Below are 21,129 nucleotides of genomic sequence, written 5' to 3'. Positions count from 1 at the left end.
CCCCCCGCACCGGCGGCCCCCGCCGCGCCGGCGGCGCCCGCCCGCAGCGGCCCGGCCAGCGTGCCGAGTAACTACAACACGCAGATCTCCCTCGCCCTGAACCGGGCCAAGCGCTACCCGAACAGCGCCCGCCTGCGCCGGATCGAGGGCACGGCCTATCTGCGCTTCCGCCTGCAGGCCGATGGCCGGCTGATGAACTGGCGCCTGGAACGCAGCTCCGGCTCGCCCGAACTCGACGAGGCGGTAGGCGAGATGGTGCAGAATGCCCGCTTCCCGCCCTTTCCCCCCGATCTCGACGCGGAGTCGCTGGAGATGGTGGTGCCGGTCGCCTTCTTCCTGCGTTGAGGGGGCTTTGCCCCCTCAAACTCCCCCAGCAGGGGACGGGGTCCCCTGCACCCGCCTTCAGTAGGCTCTGACAAATGGGTTTCCAAAGGCCTCAGGCCTTTGGTGGGGAGAGTTTGAGAGGGGCGAAGCCCCTCTCAAGCTTATTCGGCGGCGCGTGCCGCCGCCTTGCGCCGTGCGGGCTTCGCGGCCGCCGGCCTGGCACTCGGCTTTGGCAGCAGCGGCACCAGGAAGCGCCCGGTATGGCTGGCCGGGATGGCGGCCACCTGTTCCGGCGTGCCCTCGGCCACCACCTGGCCGCCGCCATCGCCGCCCTCCGGCCCCATGTCGAGGATCCAGTCGGCGGTCTTGATGACCTCCAGATTGTGCTCGATCACCACCACCGTGTTGCCCTGGTCCACCAGCTGGTGCAGCACCTCCAGCAGCTTGCGGACATCCTCGAAATGCAGGCCGGTGGTCGGCTCGTCGAGGATGTAGAGGGTGCGGCCGGTGGCGCGGCGCGAGAGTTCCTTGGCCAGCTTGATGCGCTGCGCCTCGCCGCCCGAGAGCGTCGTGGCCTGCTGGCCGAGATGGATATAGCCGAGCCCGACTTCCTTCAGCACGCGCAGCTTCTCGCGGATGGCGGGCACGGCGGAGAAGAACTCCAGCCCCTCATCCACCGTCATCTCCAGCACATCGGCGATGGACTTGCCGCGGAACTTCACCTCCAGCGTCTCGCGGTTGTAGCGCTTGCCCTTGCAGGAATCGCAGGTGACATACACGTCCGGCAGGAAGTGCATCTCGATCTTCAGCACGCCATCGCCCTGGCAGGCCTCGCAGCGCCCGCCCTTGACGTTGAAGCTGAAGCGGCCGGGCTTGTAGCCGCGCGCGCGGCTGTCCGGCAGCTCGGCGAACCAGTCGCGGATCGGGGCGAAGAGGCCCGTATAGGTCGCCGGGTTGGAACGCGGCGTGCGGCCGATGGGGGACTGGTCGATATCGATGATCTTGTCGAGATGCTCCAGCCCCTCGATCCGCTCATGCGGGGCGGGCACGGTGCCGGCGCCCATTAGCCGCCGCGCGACCGCCTTGTAGAGCGTCTCGATGACGAAGGTGGACTTGCCGCCGCCCGAGACGCCGGTGACGCAGGTGAAGGTGCCGAGCGGCAGCGCAGCCGTGACGCCGCGCAGGTTGTTGCCGCTGGCGCCGACCACGCGCAGCATCCGGCTGGCCTCCGGCTGGCGCCGCTTCTCCGGCACGGCGATGTGGCGGCGGCCGGAGAGATAGGCGCCGGTGATGCTCTCCGGATGCGCCGCCACCTCCTCCGGCGTGCCCTGGGCGATGACGCGCCCGCCCCCCGCGCCGGCAGCGGGGCCAATATCGATCAGGTGGTCGGCGGTGCGGATGGCGTCCTCGTCATGCTCGACGACGAGCACGGTGTTGCCGAGGTCGCGCAGGCGCCGCAGCGTCGTCAGCAGCCGCTCATTGTCGCGCTGGTGCAGGCCGATCGAGGGCTCGTCCAGCACGTAGAGCACGCCGGTCAGCCCGCTGCCGATCTGGCTGGCGAGGCGGATGCGCTGGCTCTCCCCGCCGGAGAGCGTGGCGGAGGCGCGGGCGAGGGAGAGGTAATCCAGCCCGACATCGAGCAGGAAGCGCAGCCGCTCGATGATTTCCTTCAGGATGCGGCGGGCGATGGCGGCGCGCTGGGGCGTGAGGGTGGCCTCCACCCCCTCGAACCAGGGCAGCGCCTTGCGGATGGAAAGCTCGCTGGCCGCGGCGATGTGCATCCCCGCGACCTTCACGGAGAGCGCCTCCGGCTTCAGCCGCGCGCCGCAGCAGACATGGCAGGGCCGCTCCGCCTGGTAGCGGGCGAGATCCTCGCGCACCCAGGGATTGTCCGTCTCGCGCAGGCGGCGGGCGAGGTTGGGCAGCACCCCCTCAAAGGGCTTCTTGACCTCATAGGCGCGCAGCCCGTCCTTGTAGCGGAGGGTGACGACCTCCTCCCCCGTGCCGTTCAGGATGGCCTCGCGCGCCTTGGCCGGCAACTCGCCCCAGGGCGTGTTGGTCTTGATGCCGAGATGCTTGGCGAGGCTCACCAGCGTCTGGTCGTAATAGGGCGCGCTGTTGTTGGCCCAGGCGGCGACGGCGCCTTCCGCCAGGCTGCGGTTGTCATCCGGCACCACCAGCGCGGCATCGAAGAAGCTTTCCGTGCCGAGCCCGTCACAGGCCGGGCAGGCGCCCTGCGGCGAGTTGAAGGAGAACAGCCGCGGCTCGATTTCCTCCAGCGTGAAGCCGGAGACGGGGCAGGCATAGCGGTTGGAGAACACCGTGCGCTCGCCGCCATCGGCATGCTCGGCATAGGCGACGCCATCGGCGAGGCCGATGGCCGTCTCGAAGCTGTCGGCCAGCCGCTGCGCCAGCCCCTCATTGCCGACCACGACGCGGTCCACCACGACCTCGATATCGTGCTTCCTGCGCTTGTCGAGGGCGGGGGCCTCCTCGATGCGCATCAGCGTGCCGTTGATCTTGACCCGCTCGAAGCCGCGGCGCTGATACTCGGCCAGTTCCTTGCGGAACTCGCCCTTCTTGCCGCGCACCACGGGGGCGAGCAGCAGCAGCCGCGTCCCCTCCGGCATGGCCATCACGCGGTCCACCATCTGGCTGATGGTCTGCGCCTCGATCGGCAGGCCGGTGGCCGGGGAATAGGGCACACCCGCCCGCGCCCAGAGCAGGCGCATATAGTCGTGGATCTCCGTCACCGTGCCGACGGTGGAGCGGGGGTTGTGGCTGGTCGTCTTCTGCTCGATCGAGATGGCGGGGGAGAGGCCCTCGATGGAGTCGACATCCGGCTTCTGCATCAGTTGCAGGAATTGCCGGGCATAGGCGGAGAGGCTCTCGACATAGCGCCGCTGCCCCTCGGCATAGATGGTGTCGAAGGCGAGCGAGGATTTGCCGGAGCCGGAGAGGCCGGTCAGCACCGTCAGCGTGTGCTTCGGGATGTCGATATCGACATTCTTGAGGTTGTGCTGGCGCGCGCCGCGGATGCGGATCAGGTCGTTCTGGCCGGTGGGGGAGGGCGGCTTCGTCACGTCAGGCTCCTGGGGGCGAGCGTTCGCATTGTGTTCCTGTTGTGCCAGGATTAAGAAAGATGGGGAAGGGGGGCGTCGCCCTCCGCGCTTCGGGCCCCTGCGCTTCGGGACTGGCGGGCGGGCGGCCGGATGGCTAGGTTGCCCCGACGCGCCCGGCCGGGCGCACAAGAGCATGACAGTCCGCCCCACCGCCCGGGACGCCGCCGCCATCACCGGGGGCAGCGCCCTGGCCTGGGGCTATAGCGGGTGAAGGACCAGGCGGCATGGCCGGCAGCGTCAACAAGGTGATCCTGATCGGCAATCTGGGGAAGGACCCGGAAGTGCGGAATTTCCAGAATGGCGGGCGCGTGGTGAACCTGCGCCTGGCCACGACGGACACATATAAGGACCGCGAGGGCAACCGCCAGGAGCGCACCGAATGGCATTCGGTGGCCATCTTCAACGAGAAGCTGGGCGAGATCGCGGAGAAGTACCTGCGCAAGGGCAGCAAGGTCTACATCGAGGGCAAGCTGGAGACCCGCAAGTGGCAGGATCAGGCTGGCCAGGACCGCTACTCGACCGAGGTGGTGCTGCGCAATTTCGGCGGTGAGCTGACCCTGCTCGATGGCCGCGGCGAGGGCGGCGGCGCGGGTGGCGGTGGCGGCGGCTATGAGGGCGGCAGCAGTGGCGGCGGCGGTGGCTATGGCGGTGGCCGTTCCTCCGGCGGCTATGGCGGGGGTGAGCGGGGTGGCGCCCCGGCGGGCCGTGCGCCGCAGCGCGGCGGCTGGGATGCCCCCAAGGGCGGTGGCAACGATCTGGATGACGACATCCCGTTCTGACGCTTCGCCGTTCTGACGTCGGGCCGTTTCTGAGTGGGAACGGAGGGCCGCCCCCGTTGCGGCCTGTCCCGTTAACGGCCTAGGTATCGCATCGCAGTTAGGGGACGGCCTGCCTTCGCGCGGGCCGTCTTGCTCGGGATGACAGGACACAGCGCCCCGTGATTCTCTCCGCTGACCGAATCCGCCTCGCCGCCGCGCCCGCCGACAAGGAAGCGGCCATCCGGCAGGCCGCCCAGTTGCTGGTCGAGTCCGGCGCCATCGCGGCGCCCTATGCGGACAGCATGCTGCGCCGTGAGGGCGAGGCCGATACCTTCCTCGGCAATGGCATCGCCATCCCGCATGGCCAGCGCGGTGATCGCGGCCTGATCCACCAGACCGGCATCGCCGTGCTCCAGGTGCCGCAGGGCGTTCGCTGGAATGGCGAGGATGTGGCGCATCTGGTGGTGGCCATCGCCGCCCAGGGGGATGAGCACATCGCCGTGCTGCGCCGCCTGACCGATGTGCTGGGCGAGGCCGACCTCGCCGCCCGTCTGGCCACCACCGGCGATGCGGCGGAGATCCTGCGCGCGCTGGACCCGGATGCCCCGCTGCCCGCCGCCAGCCCCGCCCCCCTGGGAGCCGCCCCCTTGGGAGCGGCCCCGGCGGAAGGCGCGCTGACCGCCGTGGTGCAGGCCCCCGCCGCCGCCGGCATGCATGCCCGCCCGGCCCGGGAACTGGTGGGCATCGCCAGGCGCTTCGAGGCCGGCATCACCCTGCTGCATGGCGGCCGCCGCGCCGATGCGCGCAGCATGATCGCCCTGCTCCAGCTGGGCGCCGGCCCGGGGGCCGAGATCACGCTGGAGGTCACCGGCCCGCAGGCCGAGGCCGCGCTGGCGGCGCTGCGCGAGGGCTTCGCCGGGCAGCTGGGTGATGCCGACGCGCCCCCCGCCGCGGCTGTGCCCGCCGCCCCGGCCCCCTCGGCCGAGCCGCTGGAGCCGGGCGCCATCGCCGGCCTGCCGGCCAGCCCGGGTGTCGCCATCGGTGTGCTGCACCGCTTCCGCTCCGAGGCGGCGGGCTATGCCGCCACCTCCTCCGACCCGCAGGGCGAGGCCGCCGCGCTGGAGGCCGCGCTGGAAGAGGCGCGCGCCGAGCTGCGCAGCGTCGCCGCCAGCATGGCGCAGCGCGTCGGCGAGAAGAACGCCGCCATCTTCGCCGCCCATGAGGAATTGCTGGAGGACCCGGAGCTGCTGGCCGAGGCGCGGGCCGCCATCGCCGCCGGCGCCTCCGCCCCCGCCGGCTGGATGCAGGCCGCCGAGGGCCGCGCCGCCGCCCTGGCCGGCATGGGCGATGCCCTGCTGGCCGCCCGCGCCACCGACATGAAGGATGTGGCGCGCCGCGTGCTGCGCCATCTGGTCGGCGGCGGTGAGGCCGTGGCCGTGCTGCCGCAGGACGCCATCGTGGTGGCCGAGGATCTGACGCCCTCCGAGACCGCCAATCTCGACCCCACCCGCGTGGTCGGGCTGGTGACGGCGGCGGGCGGGCCGACGGCGCACACCGCCATCCTGGCCCGTGCCCTCGGCATCCCCGCCGTGGTCGCCGCCGGGGCGAAGGTGCTGGAACTGGCCGATGGCACCCCGGCGGTGCTGGATGGCGACCGTGGCCGCCTGCTGCCCGAGCCGGATGCCGAGGCCCTGGCCCGTGCCCGTGCCGCGCGGGAGGCGGGTGCCATCCGTGCCGAGGCCGCCCGCCAGGCCGCCTTCCGCCCCGCCGTGACGCGCGATGGCCACCGCGTCGAGATCGCCGCCAATGTCCGCCGGCCGGAGGAGGCCATCGAGGCCGTGGCCGCAGGTGCCGAGGGCACCGGCCTCGTGCGCAGCGAATTCCTGTTCGACGACCGCGCCGAGCCGCCGACGGAGGAGGAGCAGTACGACCTCTACCGCCGCCTCGCCGAGGGCTTCGGTGGCCTGCCGGTGGTGCTGCGCACGCTGGATGCGGGCGGGGACAAGCCGCTGCGCTTCGTCCACCACCCGGTCGAGGCCAATCCCTTCCTCGGCCTGCGCGGGCTGCGCCTCTCCCTGGCCGAGCCGGCGCTGTTCCGCACCCAGATCCGTGCCGCGCTGCGCGCCGCCCGCCATGGCGACCTGCGCATCATGCTGCCGATGGTGGACGGGCTGGCCGATCTCCGCGCCGCCCGCGCCATCATCGAGGCGGAGCGCGCCGCGCTGCGCTGCCCGCCGGTGGAGGTGGGCATCATGGTCGAGGTGCCCTCCGCCGCCGTGATGGCCGATCAATTGGCGCGGGAGGCGGATTTCTTCTCCATCGGCACCAATGACCTGACGCAGTACACCCTGGCCGTGGACCGCCTGCACCCCACCATGGGCGCGCGTTCCGACGCGCTGGACCCGGCGGTGCTGCGGCTGATCGAGATGACGGTGAAGGCCGCCCATGCGCGCGGCCGCTGGGTGGGCGTCTGCGGCAACATGGCCGCCGACCCGATGGCGGCGCCGATCCTGGTCGGCCTCGGCGTCGATGAGCTGTCCGTCTCCATCCCCAATGTGGCCGCGCTGAAGGCGCAGATCCGCGAATTCTCGATGGCCGAGGCCGAGAGCGTGGCGCGCGCCGCGCTGCATTGCGCCACGGCGGCCGAGGTGCGCGCCCTGCCGGCGCTGCGGAAGCTCGGCCATGCCGGCTGAGCTGCCGTCCATCACGCCGCGCATCGCCACGGTCACGCTGAACCCGGCGCTGGACCTGACGATCCCGCTGCCCGCCCTCACCATCGGCGCCGTCAACCGCGCCGGGGCGGCGGAGCTGCGCCCGGCGGGGAAGGGGGTGAATGTCTCCGCCATGCTCGCCCTGCTGGGCGAGGCCTCGCTGGCCACCGGCCTGCTGGGGGCGGAGGATCTGCCGGCCTTCGCCGCCTTCCTGAAGCCGCTCGGCGTGTTCAGCGCCTTTGAGCCGGTGCCGGGCCGCTGCCGCATCAATGTGAAGCTGGTGGAGACGGCGGCGGGGCAGGTGACGGATATCAACCCGCCCGGCCCCACGGCCAGCCCCGCCGCGCTGGAGGCCATGCTGGGCCGGCTGGTGGCGCGCCCGCCGGGCATCGCCGTGGTCTCCGGCAGCCTGCCGCCGGGGCTGGGCCCCGCCGACCTCGCCGCCGTGGTCGAGCGGCTGCGCGCCGCCGGCAGCCAGGTGGTGCTGGACAGCAGCGGCCCGGCCTTCGCCGCCGCGCTGGAGGCCCGCCCCGCTCTGGTGAAGCCCAATCGTGACGAGCTTTCGGCCCTGCTCGGCCGCCCGCTGCCGGACCGTGCCGCGCTGGTCGCGGCGGCGCGCGAGCTGCAGGGGCGCGGCATCCCGCATGTCGTGGTCTCCGCCGGGGGGGAGGGGGCGCTCTTCGCCCTGCCCGGTGCCATGCTCTGGGCGAAGCCGCCCGCCGTGCCACTGACCACCACGGTGGGCGCGGGCGATGCCATGGTGGCCGGGCTTGCCGCCGCCCTGGCGCGCGGACTGGCGCCCGAGGCCATGGCCCGCCTGGCCACCGGCTGCGCCGCCGCCGCCGTCTCCCGCCCGCATGGCGGCCTGCCGCAGCCGGCGGAGATCGCCCGCCTCGCCGAGGCCGCGCATGTCGAATCCCTCTGACTCCGCCTCCCGCACCAGGACGAGTGCCATGACAGCCGACACCGGCCCTGCCTCCCTTGGCCCCACTTCCCTGGGCCCTGCCTCGCCGCGCCTTCTGGCGGTGATCCGCCACGCCGCCAGCGCCCCGCACGCCGCCATGGCGGCCGAGGCGCTGCGCGATGCGGCGGCGCGCGGCGGCCTCTCCCTGGCGATCGATGATGGCGCCGCGGCCCCCTCCGGCCCGGCGGATGCCGTGCTGCTGGTGGGTGACGCGACCGCCGACGCCGCCCGCCATGCCGGCCGCCCGCTGATCGCCACCACCGTGGTCGAGGCCATCCGCCACCCTGAGCAGGCGCTGCGCGCCGCCGCCTCGCTGGCCGCGCTGCCGGCGCCGGCGGTGCCCGTGGCGGTGCCCGTGGCCAGGGCCGCCGCGCCGCAGGACGCCCCGGACGAGGCGCCCGCCGGGAAGAAGCTGGTGGGCATCACCGCCTGCCCGACCGGCATCGCCCATACCTTCATGGCCGCCGCGGCGCTGGAGAAGGCGGCGGCGCAGCTCGGCCACAGCATCCGGGTCGAGACCCAGGGCTCGGTCGGCGCCAAGAACACCCTGACGGCCGAGGAAATCGCCGCGGCCGATGCCGTGGTGATCGCCGCCGATACCGGCGTGGACCGCAGCCGCTTCGCCGGCAAGCGGATCGTCATCGCCGGCACGGGCGATGCGCTGAAGGATGGCAAGGGGCTGATCGCCCGCGCCCTGGCCGCCGAGCCGGAGGGCGGGGCCCAGGCGGCGGCGGCCCCCGCCCCCGCGCCGGCCAAGGCGCAGGCGCCGGGGGCCTACAAGCACCTGATGACCGGTGTGTCCTACATGATCCCGCTGGTGACGGCGGGCGGGCTCTGCGTCGCGCTCTCCTTCGCCTTCGGCATCGAGGCCTTCAAGGAGCCGGGGACGCTGGCGGCGGCGCTGATGCAGATCGGTGGCGGCTCGGCCCTGGCGCTGATGGTGCCGGTGCTGGCGGCCTTCATCGCCTTCTCCATCGCCGACCGGCCTGGCCTGGCGCCTGGCTTCATTGGCGGCATGCTGGCGGGCTCGGTCAAGGCGGGCTTCCTGGGCGGCATCGTGGCCGGCTTCCTGGCCGGCTACATCGCGAAGTTCCTGCGCGACCGCATGCCCTTCCCGCAGAGCCTGGAGGGGCTGAAGCCCGTCCTGGTCATCCCGCTGCTGGCCTCGCTGGCCACCGGGCTGCTGATGATCTACGTGCTCGGCGCGCCGATCGCCGGGGCGCTCGCCTGGCTCACCGAATTCCTCAAGGGCATGGGCTCGGCCAATGCCGTCATCCTCGGTGTGCTGCTGGGCGCCATGATGGCGGCCGATATGGGCGGGCCGGTGAACAAGGCGGCCTATGCCTTCGGCGTCGGCCTGCTCGGCTCGGACACTTTCGGGCCGATGGCGGCCATCATGGCGGCGGGCATGACGCCGCCGCTCGGCATCGCGCTGGCCACCTTCCTGGCCCGCTCGCGCTTCAGCCAGGAGGAGCGGGATGCCGGCAAGGCCGCCGCCGTCCTGGGTGCCGCCTTCATCACCGAGGGCGCGATTCCCTTCGCCGCCAAGGACCCGCTGCGCGTCATCCCGGCGCTGATCGCGGGCTCGGCCGTGGCGGGCGGGCTGTCCATGCTCTTCGCCTGCACGCTGCGGGCGCCGCATGGCGGCATCTTCGTGGTGGGCATCCCGGGCGCGGTGGGCAACCCGCTGGGCTATCTGGTGGCGATCATCGCCGGCACGCTGGTGACGGCCTTCGCCGTCGCCCTGCTGAAGCGCAGCGCGCCGGAGGGCGTGGCGGGCTGACCGCCCCTCCCAGCCGGGCGTAACGGGCGCGGGGGAAGCGATTCCCCCGCGCTTTTCACATCCGGGCGGGCGCGCGGGGTTTGGCGGATGGCCGGCAACCGGCTATAAGACATCCCGAAATTTCCGAGGGAAGGGGCCTCCCGCCCCGGTGCGCGGCGGCCTTCCCCCGGCCCCGCGCGCCACCTCCGACAGTTGCATGGGATGACCGCGTGAGCGAGAGCGACAACGGCGCAGGGAATGCCACCGGGCCGGCCGCCCATATTCCGCCCGAAGGCACGCAGCCGATCGCGCTTGAGGAGGAGATGCGCCGCTCCTACCTCGACTATGCGATGAGCGTCATCGTCGCGCGCGCCCTGCCGGATGTGCGCGACGGGCTGAAGCCGGTGCACCGGCGCATCCTGTTCTCCATGCAGGAGAACGGCTTCACCGCCGACAAGCCCTACAAGAAATCCGCCCGCGTGGTCGGCGACGTCATGGGTAAGTATCACCCCCATGGCGACAGCGCGATCTATGACGCCATGGTCCGCATGGCGCAGACCTTCTCCCTGCGCGTGCCGCTGATCGACGGCCAGGGCAATTTCGGCTCGATGGATGGCGACCCGCCGGCGGCCATGCGCTACACCGAGGCGCGGCTGGCCAGATCCGCCGTCGCCCTGCTGGAGGGCATCGACGAGGACACCGTCGAATTCGCCCCCAATTATGACGAGAGCGCCGAGGAACCCCGCGTCCTCCCCGCCGCCTTCCCCAACCTGCTGGTGAATGGCGCCAACGGCATCGCCGTCGGCATGGCCACCAATATCCCCACGCACAATCCGGGGGAGGTGATCGACGCCACCCTGGCCATGATCGCCAATCCGGAGACCAGCCTGGAGGATCTGATGAAGATCATCCCCGGGCCGGATTTCCCGACGGGTGCGCTGATCCTGGGCCGCGCCGGCATCCGCTCCGCCTTCGAGACGGGGCGCGGCAGCATCGTGCTGCGCGCCCGCGCCGAGATCGAGGAGATGCGCGGCGGCCGCAGCGCCATCGCCATTTCCGAGATCCCCTATCAGGTGAACAAGGCAGCGCTGATCGAGCGCATCGCCGAGCTGGTCCGTGCCAAGCAGATCGAGGGGATCAGCGACCTGCGCGATGAGAGCGACCGCTCCGGCCTGCGCGTCGTCATCGAGCTGAAGAAGGACGCGACGCCGGAGGTGGTGCTGAACCACCTCTACCGCTACACCAACCTGCAGACCTCCTTCGCGGTGAATTTCCTCGCCCTGCACCAGGGGCGGCCGCAGCAGATGGGGCTGCGCCAGGCACTGCGCGCCTTCATCGATTTCCGCGAGGAGGTGATCCTCCGCCGCTCGCGCTTCCGCCTCGCCAAGGCGCGCGACCGCGGCCATCTCCTCGTCGGCCTCGCCCTCGCCGTGGCCAATATCGACGAGGTGATCCGCCTGATCCGCGAGAGCCCCGACGCCGTCACCGCCCGCACCGCGCTGATGGCGCGGGACTGGCCGGTGGCCGATGTCGGGCCGCTGCTCGCGCTGGTCGATGACGCGGGCAATATCGTCATCGGCGACACGGTGAAGCTGACCGAGGCCCAGGCGCGCGGCATCCTGGAGCTGCGCCTGCAGCGCCTGACGGGGCTGGAGCGCGACAAGATCAATGCCGAGCTGGATGAGGTGGCGGCGCGCATCCGCGAGCTGCTGGATATCCTCGCCTCGCATCCGCGCCGCATGGAGCTGATGGCGGATGAACTGCGCGCCGTGCGCGCGCAGATCGCCTCGCCGCGCCTCTCCGAGATCGTCGATGGCCTTGCCGACCAGGATGACGAAAGCCTGATCGAGCCGGGGCTGATGGTCGTCACGCTGACGCGCGATGGCTATGTGAAGCGCACGCCGCTCGAGACCTTCCGCGCCCAGAACCGCGGCGGGCGCGGGCGCAGCGCCGCCGGCACGCGGCAGGATGACGTCGTCATCCGCAGCTTCAACGCGCACACCCATCAATGGGTGCTGTTCTTCACCAGCCGTGGCATGGCGTTCCGCGAGAAGGTGTGGAAGCTGCCCGAGGCCGGCCCCACCGCGCGCGGCCGTTCCCTGCGCCAGCTTCTGCAACTGCAGGAGGATGAAGCCGTCACCGCTGTCCTGCCGCTGCCGCAGGATGAAGGGCTGTGGGAGAACCTCCACCTCGTCTTCGCCACCTCTGAGGGCAATGTCCGCCGCAACCGGCTCTCGGACTTCAAGAATGTCCGTGCCTCCGGCCTCATCGCCATGAAGCTGGATGAGGGGGATAGCCTGATCGGCGTCTCCACCTGCCGCGAGGGCGACAATGTGATGCTCGCCACGCGCGGCGGCCGCGCCATCCGCTTCCCCGCCGATGCCGATACGCTGCGCGTCTTCGCCGGGCGTGACTCGACCGGCGTGCGCGGCGTGAAGCTGGCCGAGGGTGACAAGGTCATCGCGCTGTCCGTGCTGCGCCATGTCGATGCCAGCGTCGAGGAACGCGCCGCCTACCTGAAGCAGGCCGCGCAGAAGCGCCGCGCCAGCGAGGAGAATGGCGAGGCCACCGAGGCCGAGGCCACGCTCTCGGCCGAGGAGAATGGCGAGGAAAGTGGCGCCGAGATCGCCCTCTCCGCTGAGCGGTTTTCTCAGTTGGAGGAACAGGAAGAAATCCTGCTCACCGTCACCGATGCCGGCTTCGGCAAGCGCAGCTCGGCCTATGAGTACCGCGTCAGCGGGCGTGGCGGGCAGGGCATCGGCAATATCACCCTCTCCGCCCGCACCGGGCGCGCGGTGATCGCCACCTTCCCGGTGCGCAGCGGCGATGATGTCATGCTCGTCACCGACAATGGCCGGCTGATCCGCATGCCGGTGGACCAGGTGCGCGTCACCGGCCGCACCGCCATGGGCGTGACCATGCTGCGCCTGGATGAGGGCGAGCGCGTCACCTCCTGCTTCACCGTGGTGGAGGAGCAGGGCAGCGACCAGGAGAGTGATACTCCGAATGGCTGACCGGATCGCGCGCGCCGGGGTCTATCCCGGCACTTTCGACCCCGTGACCAACGGGCATCTCGACATCATCAACCGTGCCGCCCGCATCCTGGACCGGCTGGTGATCGGCGTCGCGATGAACATCGGCAAGGGCCCGCTCTTCCCGCTGGAGGAGCGCGTCGAACTGGTGCGCGCCGAGACGGACAGCATCGCCCAGCGCACCGGCACGATCATCGAGGTCGTCCCCTTCGAGGGGCTGCTGGTCGGCTTCGCGCGCGAGGTCGGGGCGCAGGTGATCGTGCGCGGGCTGCGCGCCGTCACCGATTTCGACTATGAATTCCAGATGGCCGGGATGAACCGCCGCCTCGATCCGGAGATCGAGCTGCTGTTCCTGATGGCCAGCGAAGGCAACCACTTCATCTCCTCGCGTTTCGTGAAGGAGATTGCGCGGCTCGGCGGTGATATCACCAGCTTCGTGCCGCGTCTGACGCGCGACCGCACCATCGAAAGAGTGCGGGTGCCGAACCCTGGGGAGTAACCACACGGATGTTCCGCCGGACCCTGCTCGCCAGCTCCATCGCCGCTACGGGGATCATGATGACTGAAGCCACCACCAACGAAGCCGCGGCGCAGGATGACCGCGAGAACACGCTCTACTTCGATCTGAAGGACGGGCGTGTCGTCATCAAGCTGCGCCCCGACCTGGCGCCGCAGCATGTCGAGCGGATCAAGACCCTGACCCGCCAGGGCTTCTACGACGGCACGCCGTTCCACCGCGTGATCGAGGGCTTCATGGCCCAGGGTGGCGACCCGACCGGCACCGGCACGGGCGGCAGCCCGCTGCCGGATCTTCCGGCCGAGTTCAGCGCGCCTTCCAAGGCGCGCTACCTGCGCGGCGTCTGCGGCATGGCCCGCACCGCCAACCCGAACAGTGCCAACAGCCAGTTCTTCATCATGTTCGCCCCGGCGCCGAGCCTGGACGGGCAGTACACCATCTGGGGCCAGGTGGTGTCCGGCATGGAGTTCGTGGACAAGATCAAGCGCGGCGCTGGCGCCAACGGCATGGTGCGTGAGCCTGACCGCCTGCTGAAGGCCCAGATCGCCGCCGACGTGGCGGGCTGATTCCAGACGGCCGGCCGGGGATTTCAGCCCCGGCCGTTTCGCCGCCCGCTGGGCCTTGACTTTGCCCGGCTGAGCGGCTTTCTCCCGGCCAGCGCCTTGTGCCCGTAGCTCAGCCGGTAGAGCACGAGACTTTTAATCTTGGGGTCCTGGGTTCGAGTCCCAGCGGGCACACCATTCCCCTCCGGCGAAACCACTCTCTGCCCCGTCCAACGGCGCCAAAAAGCCCAGTTTTCAGAAGGGTTTGTCGCGGCACCTTGGGAGCGGCAGGGCAGGGGAGAGCCCAAAATCGCTCTCCAAATGGCCCTTTCTCTCCGAACCTTGGGACTTGGCCCATTCACTCTACAAGGTTCAAAGCGCTGATTTTGCTGCGTTCTATTGGCGGCAGGGGCCGCGGAAGTTCGTGTATCGAATGCCTGGGCATTGCGAACGGTTGGGCGAGTTGCAAACCGCCGCCGCAGAGGAGCCGGGCGCCAAGCGCTTGTTTCGCGCGGGCTTTGTCCTGGCTAGAAGGCCGCCATGGACAACAGCATGGCCGCCAAGCCCTACAGCCCGCTGAAGGGCGATCCCTACCGCGCCTATGAGGAACTGCCCTTCGTGGTGCGTCGGGCGCTGCAGGAAGCCCTGGTGGATTGGTGCCCGCTCCGTGTCCGGGAGTGGCATCAGCACCTGCTACGCCAGCAGCGGGTGCGGCCCGCGCAGGCGGAGGCCTTCATGGTCCAGGCCATCCGCGGTCATGATCAGACGGAGGTGGCCGCCTTCGCCCGGACCAGGCCAGCGGGCGCGCAGGCCTATCCGCATCTGGCTGCAGGGGCGACGTTGCAGCGTTATGCCGGAGCGGCCGGTATGCCTGCCACCAAGCCGCTGCGCCTGGCGCCGCCGGCGCGGAAGCCTAAACCGGTGCGAAGCGGGGGAAGGGGCGCCGCCGTTAGGCTGGCAGATGCTGCTCATGCCGCGCGAGTTGCGAGCCGGCTTTCACTGCAGCGTTCCACAGCAAAGCGGGTATGTCTCCACGCCCGCGCTATGCTGATTCTTCGGACGCGCAGATCTGTTCTCGATAGCTCACAGAGGCATTGCAGGGTGGGGGCGTGCTCTCTGCGTGTCGAGCTCTGCTCTCGAGCCAGACGGCAACGTCGTGGGGGATTTGAACAGTGCCGCGCGCCCACTGCCTCACCGTCCCCTCGTGACGCCCAAGTAGTCGTGCCAAGCCGCGCTGCGACCAGCCCAACGCCTCCAGGCTCTCACGTAGCCGGGTGGGGGTCATTGGAGGACGCCCAGCGCGCGCAGCAACAAGGTGGCCACTGTCACTACGCCGCCAGCGGCTGCGCCCATGGCCAGCCAAGGCGAGAGGCTGCGATCTCGCTGCAGTTTCATTTGCTCGGCTGCCAGCTTTAGTGCCTCGGCACCGAGCTTGCTTGCTTCCTCAGCCAGCTTGTTCTGCTCGGCCGCGAATTTCCGCGTTTCTGCCTGCATTCGCTCGATCTGTGCCAACTGCGCGGCCAAGTCCAGGCGGGCGCCATACTGAGCGGCGATTTCAGCGGCGTTTGGGGTAGTGGCGCTCATCGGGTCGATCCTCGATCTGCCGGGCATGATGCCTCAGCGGGCTATTGATATGCGCAATTCGCGCATATTATGCAAGGAAATCCGTTGCCTCAGTGCAAGCTCCCTGCCTATCTGAGTAGTCTGCCTTCCTCTCCATGCCTACCAAGTGGCCACTGCGCCAGCCTGTTCATCCCCGCGCCTGCGGGGAACACGTGTGGCACGGCAGCCCGCACAACTTCGACCGCGGTTCATCCCCGCGCCTGCGGGGAACACGTTTCCCGCACCGCCATCTCGGTCTGCACGGCCGGTTCATCCCCGCGCCTGCGGGGAACACCGCCCATGGCGGTCGCGGAAGCGGTGGACATACGGTTCATCCCCGCGCCTGCGGGGAACACAGCGCCAGGCGCTGCGCTGGGCACGGTCGTGGCGGTTCATCCCCGCGCCTGCGGGGAACACTGTTTTCCAGCGGCGGCCAGACGCGGTCTAATCGGTTCATCCCCGCGCCTGCGGGGAACACTCCTGCACATGCGCGGCCAGATCCTGCACGCGCGGTTCATCCCCGCGCCTGCGGGGAACACGCGCGGCTGCGGGCGTAGCGGCCCCCGAACCGCGGTTCATCCCCGCGCCTGCGGGGAACACTTTCTGATTGACAAGGAACGCTGTCCTGTTCTCGGTTCATCCCCGCGCCTGCGGGGAACACGTAGCAATCGGCAGCGGCCGGAGATTGGCCGGCGGTTCATCCCCGCGCCTGCGGGGAACACTAGGTCACCTCCCGCCCATCGGCGAAGCGGACCGGTTCATCCCCGCGCCTGCGGGGAACACCATCTCCGGCAGCGGCGGCGGCTCGTTCTCGGCGGTTCATCCCCGCGCCTGCGGGGAACACGAAGCCGGCTACTCAAACCCGCCGGCTGCCTCCGGTTCATCCCCGCGCCTGCGGGGAACACATGATCGGCGCCACGGAAATCGGCGTGAAGCGCGGTTCATCCCCGCGCCTGCGGGGAACACGGGCTGGGGACGGGGGCCGTGCTGATCGGCGTCGGTTCATCCCCGCGCCTGCGGGGAACACCTCAACGCCCGCCTTCACAACGCGCTGCCGGGCGGTTCATCCCCGCGCCTGCGGGGAACACGCAGCGATCTCAGCCCGCAGGGCGAGCACTCGCGGTTCATCCCCGCGCCTGCGGGGAACACAGTCCTGGATGGATCTTCAAGAAAGCTGATCACGGTTCATCCCCGCGCCTGCGGGGAACACGCTGGGAGGAAGGGAGTTGAGAACCGCAACGGCGGTTCATCCCCGCGCCTGCGGGGAACACCCCCACAGCATCGCGACATCGCCGGCGGCCCGCGGTTCATCCCCGCGCCTGCGGGGAACACTTCAACGTCATTGTCACGGAGACCCCGTGGGACGGTTCATCCCCGCGCCTGCGGGGAACACCCTGCCACGCTCATGGCCTCGGTGGTGGCCGACGGTTCATCCCCGCGCCTGCGGGGAACACGCATCCGCGTGGATGACTGGAAGGGACGCGGTCGGTTCATCCCCGCGCCTGCGGGGAACACGGCGGCGAGTTGATCGGGGGTCATGCGTCAGTCGGTTCATCCCCGCGCCTGCGGGGAACACGGCCAATCCGATCGGATCGCCCTCGCCCTCGACGGTTCATCCCCGCGCCTGCGGGGAACACCTCAGCGTGCCATGCAGGTGCAGGGCAATAGCCGGTTCATCCCCGCGCCTGCGGGGAACACGTGGCAGGCCCTCGCCGCCTCCGGGCCGCGCCCGGTTCATCCCCGCGCCTGCGGGGAACACGAGAGCGGCAGCTGGCGGAATCGCATGTCCGCCGGTTCATCCCCGCGCCTGCGGGGAACACGGCAACCAGCAGGTGTTCCTGGTGCCGACCCGCGGTTCATCCCCGCGCCTGCGGGGAACACCGCGGCCTTGCGCGCATCTTCCAGCGCATCCGCGGTTCATCCCCGCGCCTGCGGGGAACACCACCAGCTCCACAGCCTGCGCCACCGGATCGGCGGTTCATCCCCGCGCCTGCGGGGAACACGATTTCATCGCGAGCCTCCCGCGCGAGCAATCCGGTTCATCCCCGCGCCTGCGGGGAACACGCCCAGCCGCCGCGCGGATTGCTCGGCGGGAGCGGTTCATCCCCGCGCCTGCGGGGAACACGCCGGTCTGCTGCAGCGCCGCCTTCTCCGCGGCGGTTCATCCCCGCGCCTGCGGGGAACACTTCCTGCGGATGACCTGCCACCACTCGGCCAACGGTTCATCCCCGCGCCTGCGGGGAACACATATCGGCCCCTCGCCATCCGCTCGCGTTGGCCGGTTCATCCCCGCGCCTGCGGGGAACACACCGTGAGCGGGACGCGGACGCGGTTGGGGTCCGGTTCATCCCCGCGCCTGCGGGGAACACTCCTGCGTGGTCGCGCCGCCGAGCGTCGCAGCCGGTTCATCCCCGCGCCTGCGGGGAACACGGGGCCGGGCGGCCGAACAGGCCGGCAAAGCTCGGTTCATCCCCGCGCCTGCGGGGAACACTTTTCACGCTGAAGGCTGGCAAGACGTATCGCCGGTTCATCCCCGCGCCTGCGGGGAACACCTGGTGTTGGTTCCGCTGATCCACGTCACGCCCGGTTCATCCCCGCGCCTGCGGGGAACACCGCATCGGCAGCTATGTCAATGCTGCGGTGGGCGGTTCATCCCCGCGCCTGCGGGGAACACGCCAACCCCGCTTTCGACCGCCTCCTGTCCCCCGGTTCATCCCCGCGCCTGCGGGGAACACTTTCCTGCACCGCCACCACCGATGCGCAAGAGCGGTTCATCCCCGCGCCTGCGGGGAACACGCGCCGCTCGCGCTGGCGCGGTTGCTGGTCGGCGGTTCATCCCCGCGCCTGCGGGGAACACCCTGCTCTCCATCGCTGCCGCTGCGGGAACGACGGTTCATCCCCGCGCCTGCGGGGAACACTTTTGCTCGCTTTCCAACGGACTGTTACTCCGCGGTTCATCCCCGCGCCTGCGGGGAACACGCCGTGATGAGCGCCAAGCGCCTCGCCGGGGACGGTTCATCCCCGCGCCTGCGGGGAACACGAGCCCCTGGCCGCTCTCGCGCAGGAGCTCCGCGGTTCATCCCCGCGCCTGCGGGGAACACCGCATGAAGTGGCTGGGGGATACCTGCTCAATCGGTTCATCCCCGCGCCTGCGGGGAACACGCCTTGATCATTTCGGCGTAGCGCGCGGCGGTCGGTTCATCCCCGCGCCTGCGGGGAACACAGGCGAGGCGGGCGGCGGTTTCGGACGTGTCACGGTTCATCCCCGCGCCTGCGGGGAACACCAGCGCGACCAGCACCTTCCACACCGGGCCGTCGGTTCATCCCCGCGCCTGCGGGGAACACATGAAGAAGCGCAAAGCTCAGCCCCACGCCAGCGGTTCATCCCCGCGCCTGCGGGGAACACGGCGGCGCGTTCGTCGAGGCGGGAGATGGGCACGGTTCATCCCCGCGCCTGCGGGGAACACCGTCTGCCTCGGCGGCACAGGCAAAGACGCTGCGGTTCATCCCCGCGCCTGCGGGGAACACTTTCCCCCACCGTGCGCCGATCCGTGGCCGGGCGGTTCATCCCCGCGCCTGCGGGGAACACCATGTCTTGCCCCTCGTCACGCGGGGCCATATCGGTTCATCCCCGCGCCTGCGGGGAACACGCAGCAAGCGGTGAAATCACGGAATGAAACGCCGGTTCATCCCCGCGCCTGCGGGGAACACTGCCCTCAACCGCCGCCGAGATTTCAGGCCGGCGGTTCATCCCCGCGCCTGCGGGGAACACGAGATAGCTGACCGTGCCGGGGGCGATCTCCTCGGTTCATCCCCGCGCCTGCGGGGAACACCTGCCGTGCGACATCAGAGAAGTTTCCCCTTGCGGTTCATCCCCGCGCCTGCGGGGAACACCTGGTCGGCCGCGACGCCCAGCAGCTCGGCCTCGGTTCATCCCCGCGCCTGCGGGGAACACTGTCGCTATCCTGCGCATGAAGCAAAACGAAGCGGTTCATCCCCGCGCCTGCGGGGAACACCCCAGCGCCTCAAGCCCCGGCTGGGCTCACTCCGGTTCATCCCCGCGCCTGCGGGGAACACATTCGGACTGGGGTTGCCTCGGGCAACCCTAACGGTTCATCCCCGCGCCTGCGGGGAACACCATCAACACGGGCAAACTGCGGGCGTCTGTCACGGTTCATCCCCGCGCCTGCGGGGAACACAAAATCTGCCACGGCTCCAGGTCGATTGTCGGCGGTTCATCCCCGCGCCTGCGGGGAACACTTTTAAAGCCAAATCGAGCAAGCGCCTGATGGCGGTTCATCCCCGCGCCTGCGGGGAACACGCGGTGACGCGCAGCCACGCGCCGCCGGTCACCGGTTCATCCCCGCGCCTGCGGGGAACACGGCATGATCGGGCGAGCGTTCCTCTGGCTGTTCGGTTCATCCCCGCGCCTGCGGGGAACACGCCGCAACAACTCCCGCCGCAAAACGAAATGCCGGTTCATCCCCGCGCCTGCGGGGAACACCGGCGGAATGCTGACCTCGACGTGATCGCCAGCGGTTCATCCCCGCGCCTGCGGGGAACACCTCCGCGACGCGCAGAGCGTGACGGTGGAGGGCGGTTCATCCCCGCGCCTGCGGGGAACACGATGCGTCGCAGGGCTACAAGTCTGCGGTTCGCGGTTCATCCCCGCGCCTGCGGGGAACACGGAGAACCGCCCCCGTGCCTGTCCTAGTCGCCCAGGTTCATCCCCGCGCCTGCGGGGAACACCCGCGCGCGGCGAAGCGCATCGCTGCGACCATCGGTTCATCCCCGCGCCTGCGGGGAACACATGGTGGGAGCCGCAGTGGCAGCGGGATCGCGCGGTTCATCCCCGCGCCTGCGGGGAACACGATCGCGGGGAGCACGTCGCGGGTTACCCAGTCGGTTCATCCCCGCGCCTGCGGGGAACACTAGGCGACACCCCCAGCGGACAAGGGCGCCGGTTCATCCCCGCGCCTGCGGGGAACACGCGAGGCCGCGCAATACGCCGCGAAGCTGTTCCGGTTCATCCCCGCGCCTGCGGGGAACACATATCGGGAAGGCGAGCGCGCGGGGCAATTCGCGGTTCATCCCCGCGCCTGCGGGGAACACGGCAGGGGCGCGGTTATGGATGTGACGGTGCCCGGTTCATCCCCGCGCCTGCGGGGAACACGGCATCCCGCATGGCCAGCATGGCCTCGGCCACGGTTCATCCCCGCGCCTGCGGGGAACACGCCCGCCGGCAGGCCCTCCAGCCGCACGCGGACGGTTCATCCCCGCGCCTGCGGGGAACACAGGCTCGGATGCATCAACTCGCCCGGGCCACCCGGTTCATCCCCGCGCCTGCGGGGAACACCGGGAAAACGACTCCGTAGTTGTCGCCACTGCCGGTTCATCCCCGCGCCTGCGGGGAACACCGCGGCTTTCATTCGGGGATCTGACCGAGCGGCGGTTCATCCCCGCGCCTGCGGGGAACACTACGGCCTCGCCACGGGCCTCGGCGGGAATCAACGGTTCATCCCCGCGCCTGCGGGGAACACGTGACCAGCGGCACTTCGCGGCTCTGGCGGGTCGGTTCATCCCCGCGCCTGCGGGGAACACCCGCAGATTGTCGAGGATCAGCGCCGCATCGCCGGTTCATCCCCGCGCCTGCGGGGAACACGGGCTCCTGGCGCCCGGCCATGATTTCGACCGCGGTTCATCCCCGCGCCTGCGGGGAACACTTCGGCAGCGTGGCCGCCGGGGATCGCAATACCGGTTCATCCCCGCGCCTGCGGGGAACACTCGAAACCCCG

At 70.5% G+C, this 21,129-nt stretch carries 10 protein-coding genes, 1 tRNA gene, 1 pseudogene and 1 CRISPR repeat array (1 of these 13 cut by a window edge); of the genes and pseudogenes, 10 read left to right on the top strand and 2 right to left on the bottom strand.

Going from position 1 to position 21,129, the window contains the following annotated elements; genetic code table 11:
- A partial coding sequence (locus NON00_RS04805) for an energy transducer TonB (RefSeq protein WP_256017948.1) occupies positions 1-345 on the top strand: 345 nt, incomplete at its 5' end.
- Between the two features lie 140 nt (positions 346-485).
- Here the strand turns inward: NON00_RS04805 and uvrA are convergent.
- Positions 486-3,407, bottom strand: a complete 2,922-nt coding sequence (uvrA, locus tag NON00_RS04800) for an excinuclease ABC subunit UvrA (RefSeq protein ID WP_256017947.1) — start codon at positions 3,405-3,407, stop codon at positions 486-488.
- A 263-nt stretch (positions 3,408-3,670) separates the two neighbouring features.
- Between uvrA and ssb the strand changes: the two genes are divergently transcribed.
- The 9 genes and pseudogenes from ssb to NON00_RS24890 form a co-directional block, all read left to right on the top strand.
- The gene (gene ssb / locus NON00_RS04795; RefSeq protein WP_256017946.1) at positions 3,671-4,225 is read left to right on the top strand and encodes a single-stranded DNA-binding protein; all 555 of its coding nucleotides are present in this window, start codon (positions 3,671-3,673) and stop codon (positions 4,223-4,225) included.
- A 158-nt stretch (positions 4,226-4,383) separates the two neighbouring features.
- Positions 4,384-6,897 carry a phosphoenolpyruvate--protein phosphotransferase gene (gene ptsP, locus NON00_RS04790; RefSeq protein ID WP_256017945.1) on the top strand — a complete coding sequence of 838 codons (2,514 nt, stop codon included), beginning with the start codon at positions 4,384-4,386 and terminating at the stop codon, positions 6,895-6,897.
- The gene (pfkB, locus tag NON00_RS04785; protein WP_256017944.1) at positions 6,887-7,840 is read left to right on the top strand and encodes a 1-phosphofructokinase; all 954 of its coding nucleotides are present in this window, start codon (positions 6,887-6,889) and stop codon (positions 7,838-7,840) included. Before ptsP ends, pfkB begins: the two co-directional genes overlap by 11 nt.
- Positions 7,841-7,868: 28 nt before the next feature.
- Positions 7,869-9,662: a fructose-specific PTS transporter subunit EIIC gene (locus NON00_RS04780; RefSeq protein ID WP_256017943.1), complete on the top strand. Its 1,794-nt coding sequence runs from the start codon at positions 7,869-7,871 to the stop codon at positions 9,660-9,662.
- Positions 9,663-9,964: 302 nt separating this feature from the next.
- On the top strand, positions 9,965-12,655 hold the full coding sequence (gene gyrA, locus NON00_RS04775) for a DNA gyrase subunit A (protein WP_256017950.1): 2,691 nt from the start codon (positions 9,965-9,967) through the stop codon (positions 12,653-12,655).
- A complete protein-coding gene (gene coaD, locus NON00_RS04770) occupies positions 12,648-13,172 on the top strand; it encodes a pantetheine-phosphate adenylyltransferase (RefSeq protein WP_256017942.1) in 525 nt (174 codons plus the stop codon). Before gyrA ends, coaD begins: the two co-directional genes overlap by 8 nt.
- An 8-nt stretch (positions 13,173-13,180) precedes the next feature.
- Positions 13,181-13,756: a peptidylprolyl isomerase gene (locus NON00_RS04765; protein WP_256017941.1), complete on the top strand. Its 576-nt coding sequence runs from the start codon at positions 13,181-13,183 to the stop codon at positions 13,754-13,756.
- A gap of 98 nt (positions 13,757-13,854) precedes the next feature.
- Positions 13,855-13,930 (top strand) — tRNA-Lys (locus NON00_RS04760).
- Positions 13,931-14,272: 342 nt separating this feature from the next.
- A pseudogene (locus NON00_RS24890) lies at positions 14,273-14,452 on the top strand (DUF6525 family protein); the annotation flags it as partial.
- 561 nt (positions 14,453-15,013) lie between these two features.
- Here the strand turns inward: NON00_RS24890 and NON00_RS04755 are convergent.
- Positions 15,014-15,316 carry a hypothetical protein gene (locus NON00_RS04755; protein WP_256017940.1) on the bottom strand — a complete coding sequence of 101 codons (303 nt, stop codon included), beginning with the start codon at positions 15,314-15,316 and terminating at the stop codon, positions 15,014-15,016.
- 162 nt (positions 15,317-15,478) lie between these two features.
- A CRISPR array of direct repeats spans positions 15,479-21,129; the repeat unit is 29 nt; unit sequence CGGTTCATCCCCGCGCCTGCGGGGAACAC (it continues 355 nt past the right edge of the window).

Source organism: Roseomonas sp. GC11 (assembly GCF_024437745.1).
Classification (GTDB): Bacteria; Pseudomonadota; Alphaproteobacteria; order Acetobacterales; family Acetobacteraceae; genus Pseudoroseomonas.
Note: the sequence above shows the minus strand (reverse complement) of the source record. Positions and strands in the feature narration are given on the sequence as shown.

Excerpts from the sequence above, each read along its gene's own strand:
- ssb (WP_256017946.1), top strand. The coding sequence starts at position 3,671 with ATGGCCGGCAGCGTCAACAAGGTGATCCTGATCGGCAATCTGGGGAAG.
- pfkB (WP_256017944.1), top strand. The coding sequence starts at position 6,887 with ATGCCGGCTGAGCTGCCGTCCATCACGCCGCGCATCGCCACGGTCACG.
- NON00_RS04780 (WP_256017943.1), top strand. The coding sequence starts at position 7,869 with ATGACAGCCGACACCGGCCCTGCCTCCCTTGGCCCCACTTCCCTGGGC.
- gyrA (WP_256017950.1), top strand. The coding sequence starts at position 9,965 with ATGCGCCGCTCCTACCTCGACTATGCGATGAGCGTCATCGTCGCGCGC.
- coaD (WP_256017942.1), top strand. The coding sequence starts at position 12,648 with ATGGCTGACCGGATCGCGCGCGCCGGGGTCTATCCCGGCACTTTCGAC.
- NON00_RS04765 (WP_256017941.1), top strand. The coding sequence starts at position 13,181 with ATGTTCCGCCGGACCCTGCTCGCCAGCTCCATCGCCGCTACGGGGATC.
- NON00_RS04755 (WP_256017940.1), bottom strand. The coding sequence starts at position 15,316 with ATGAGCGCCACTACCCCAAACGCCGCTGAAATCGCCGCTCAGTATGGC.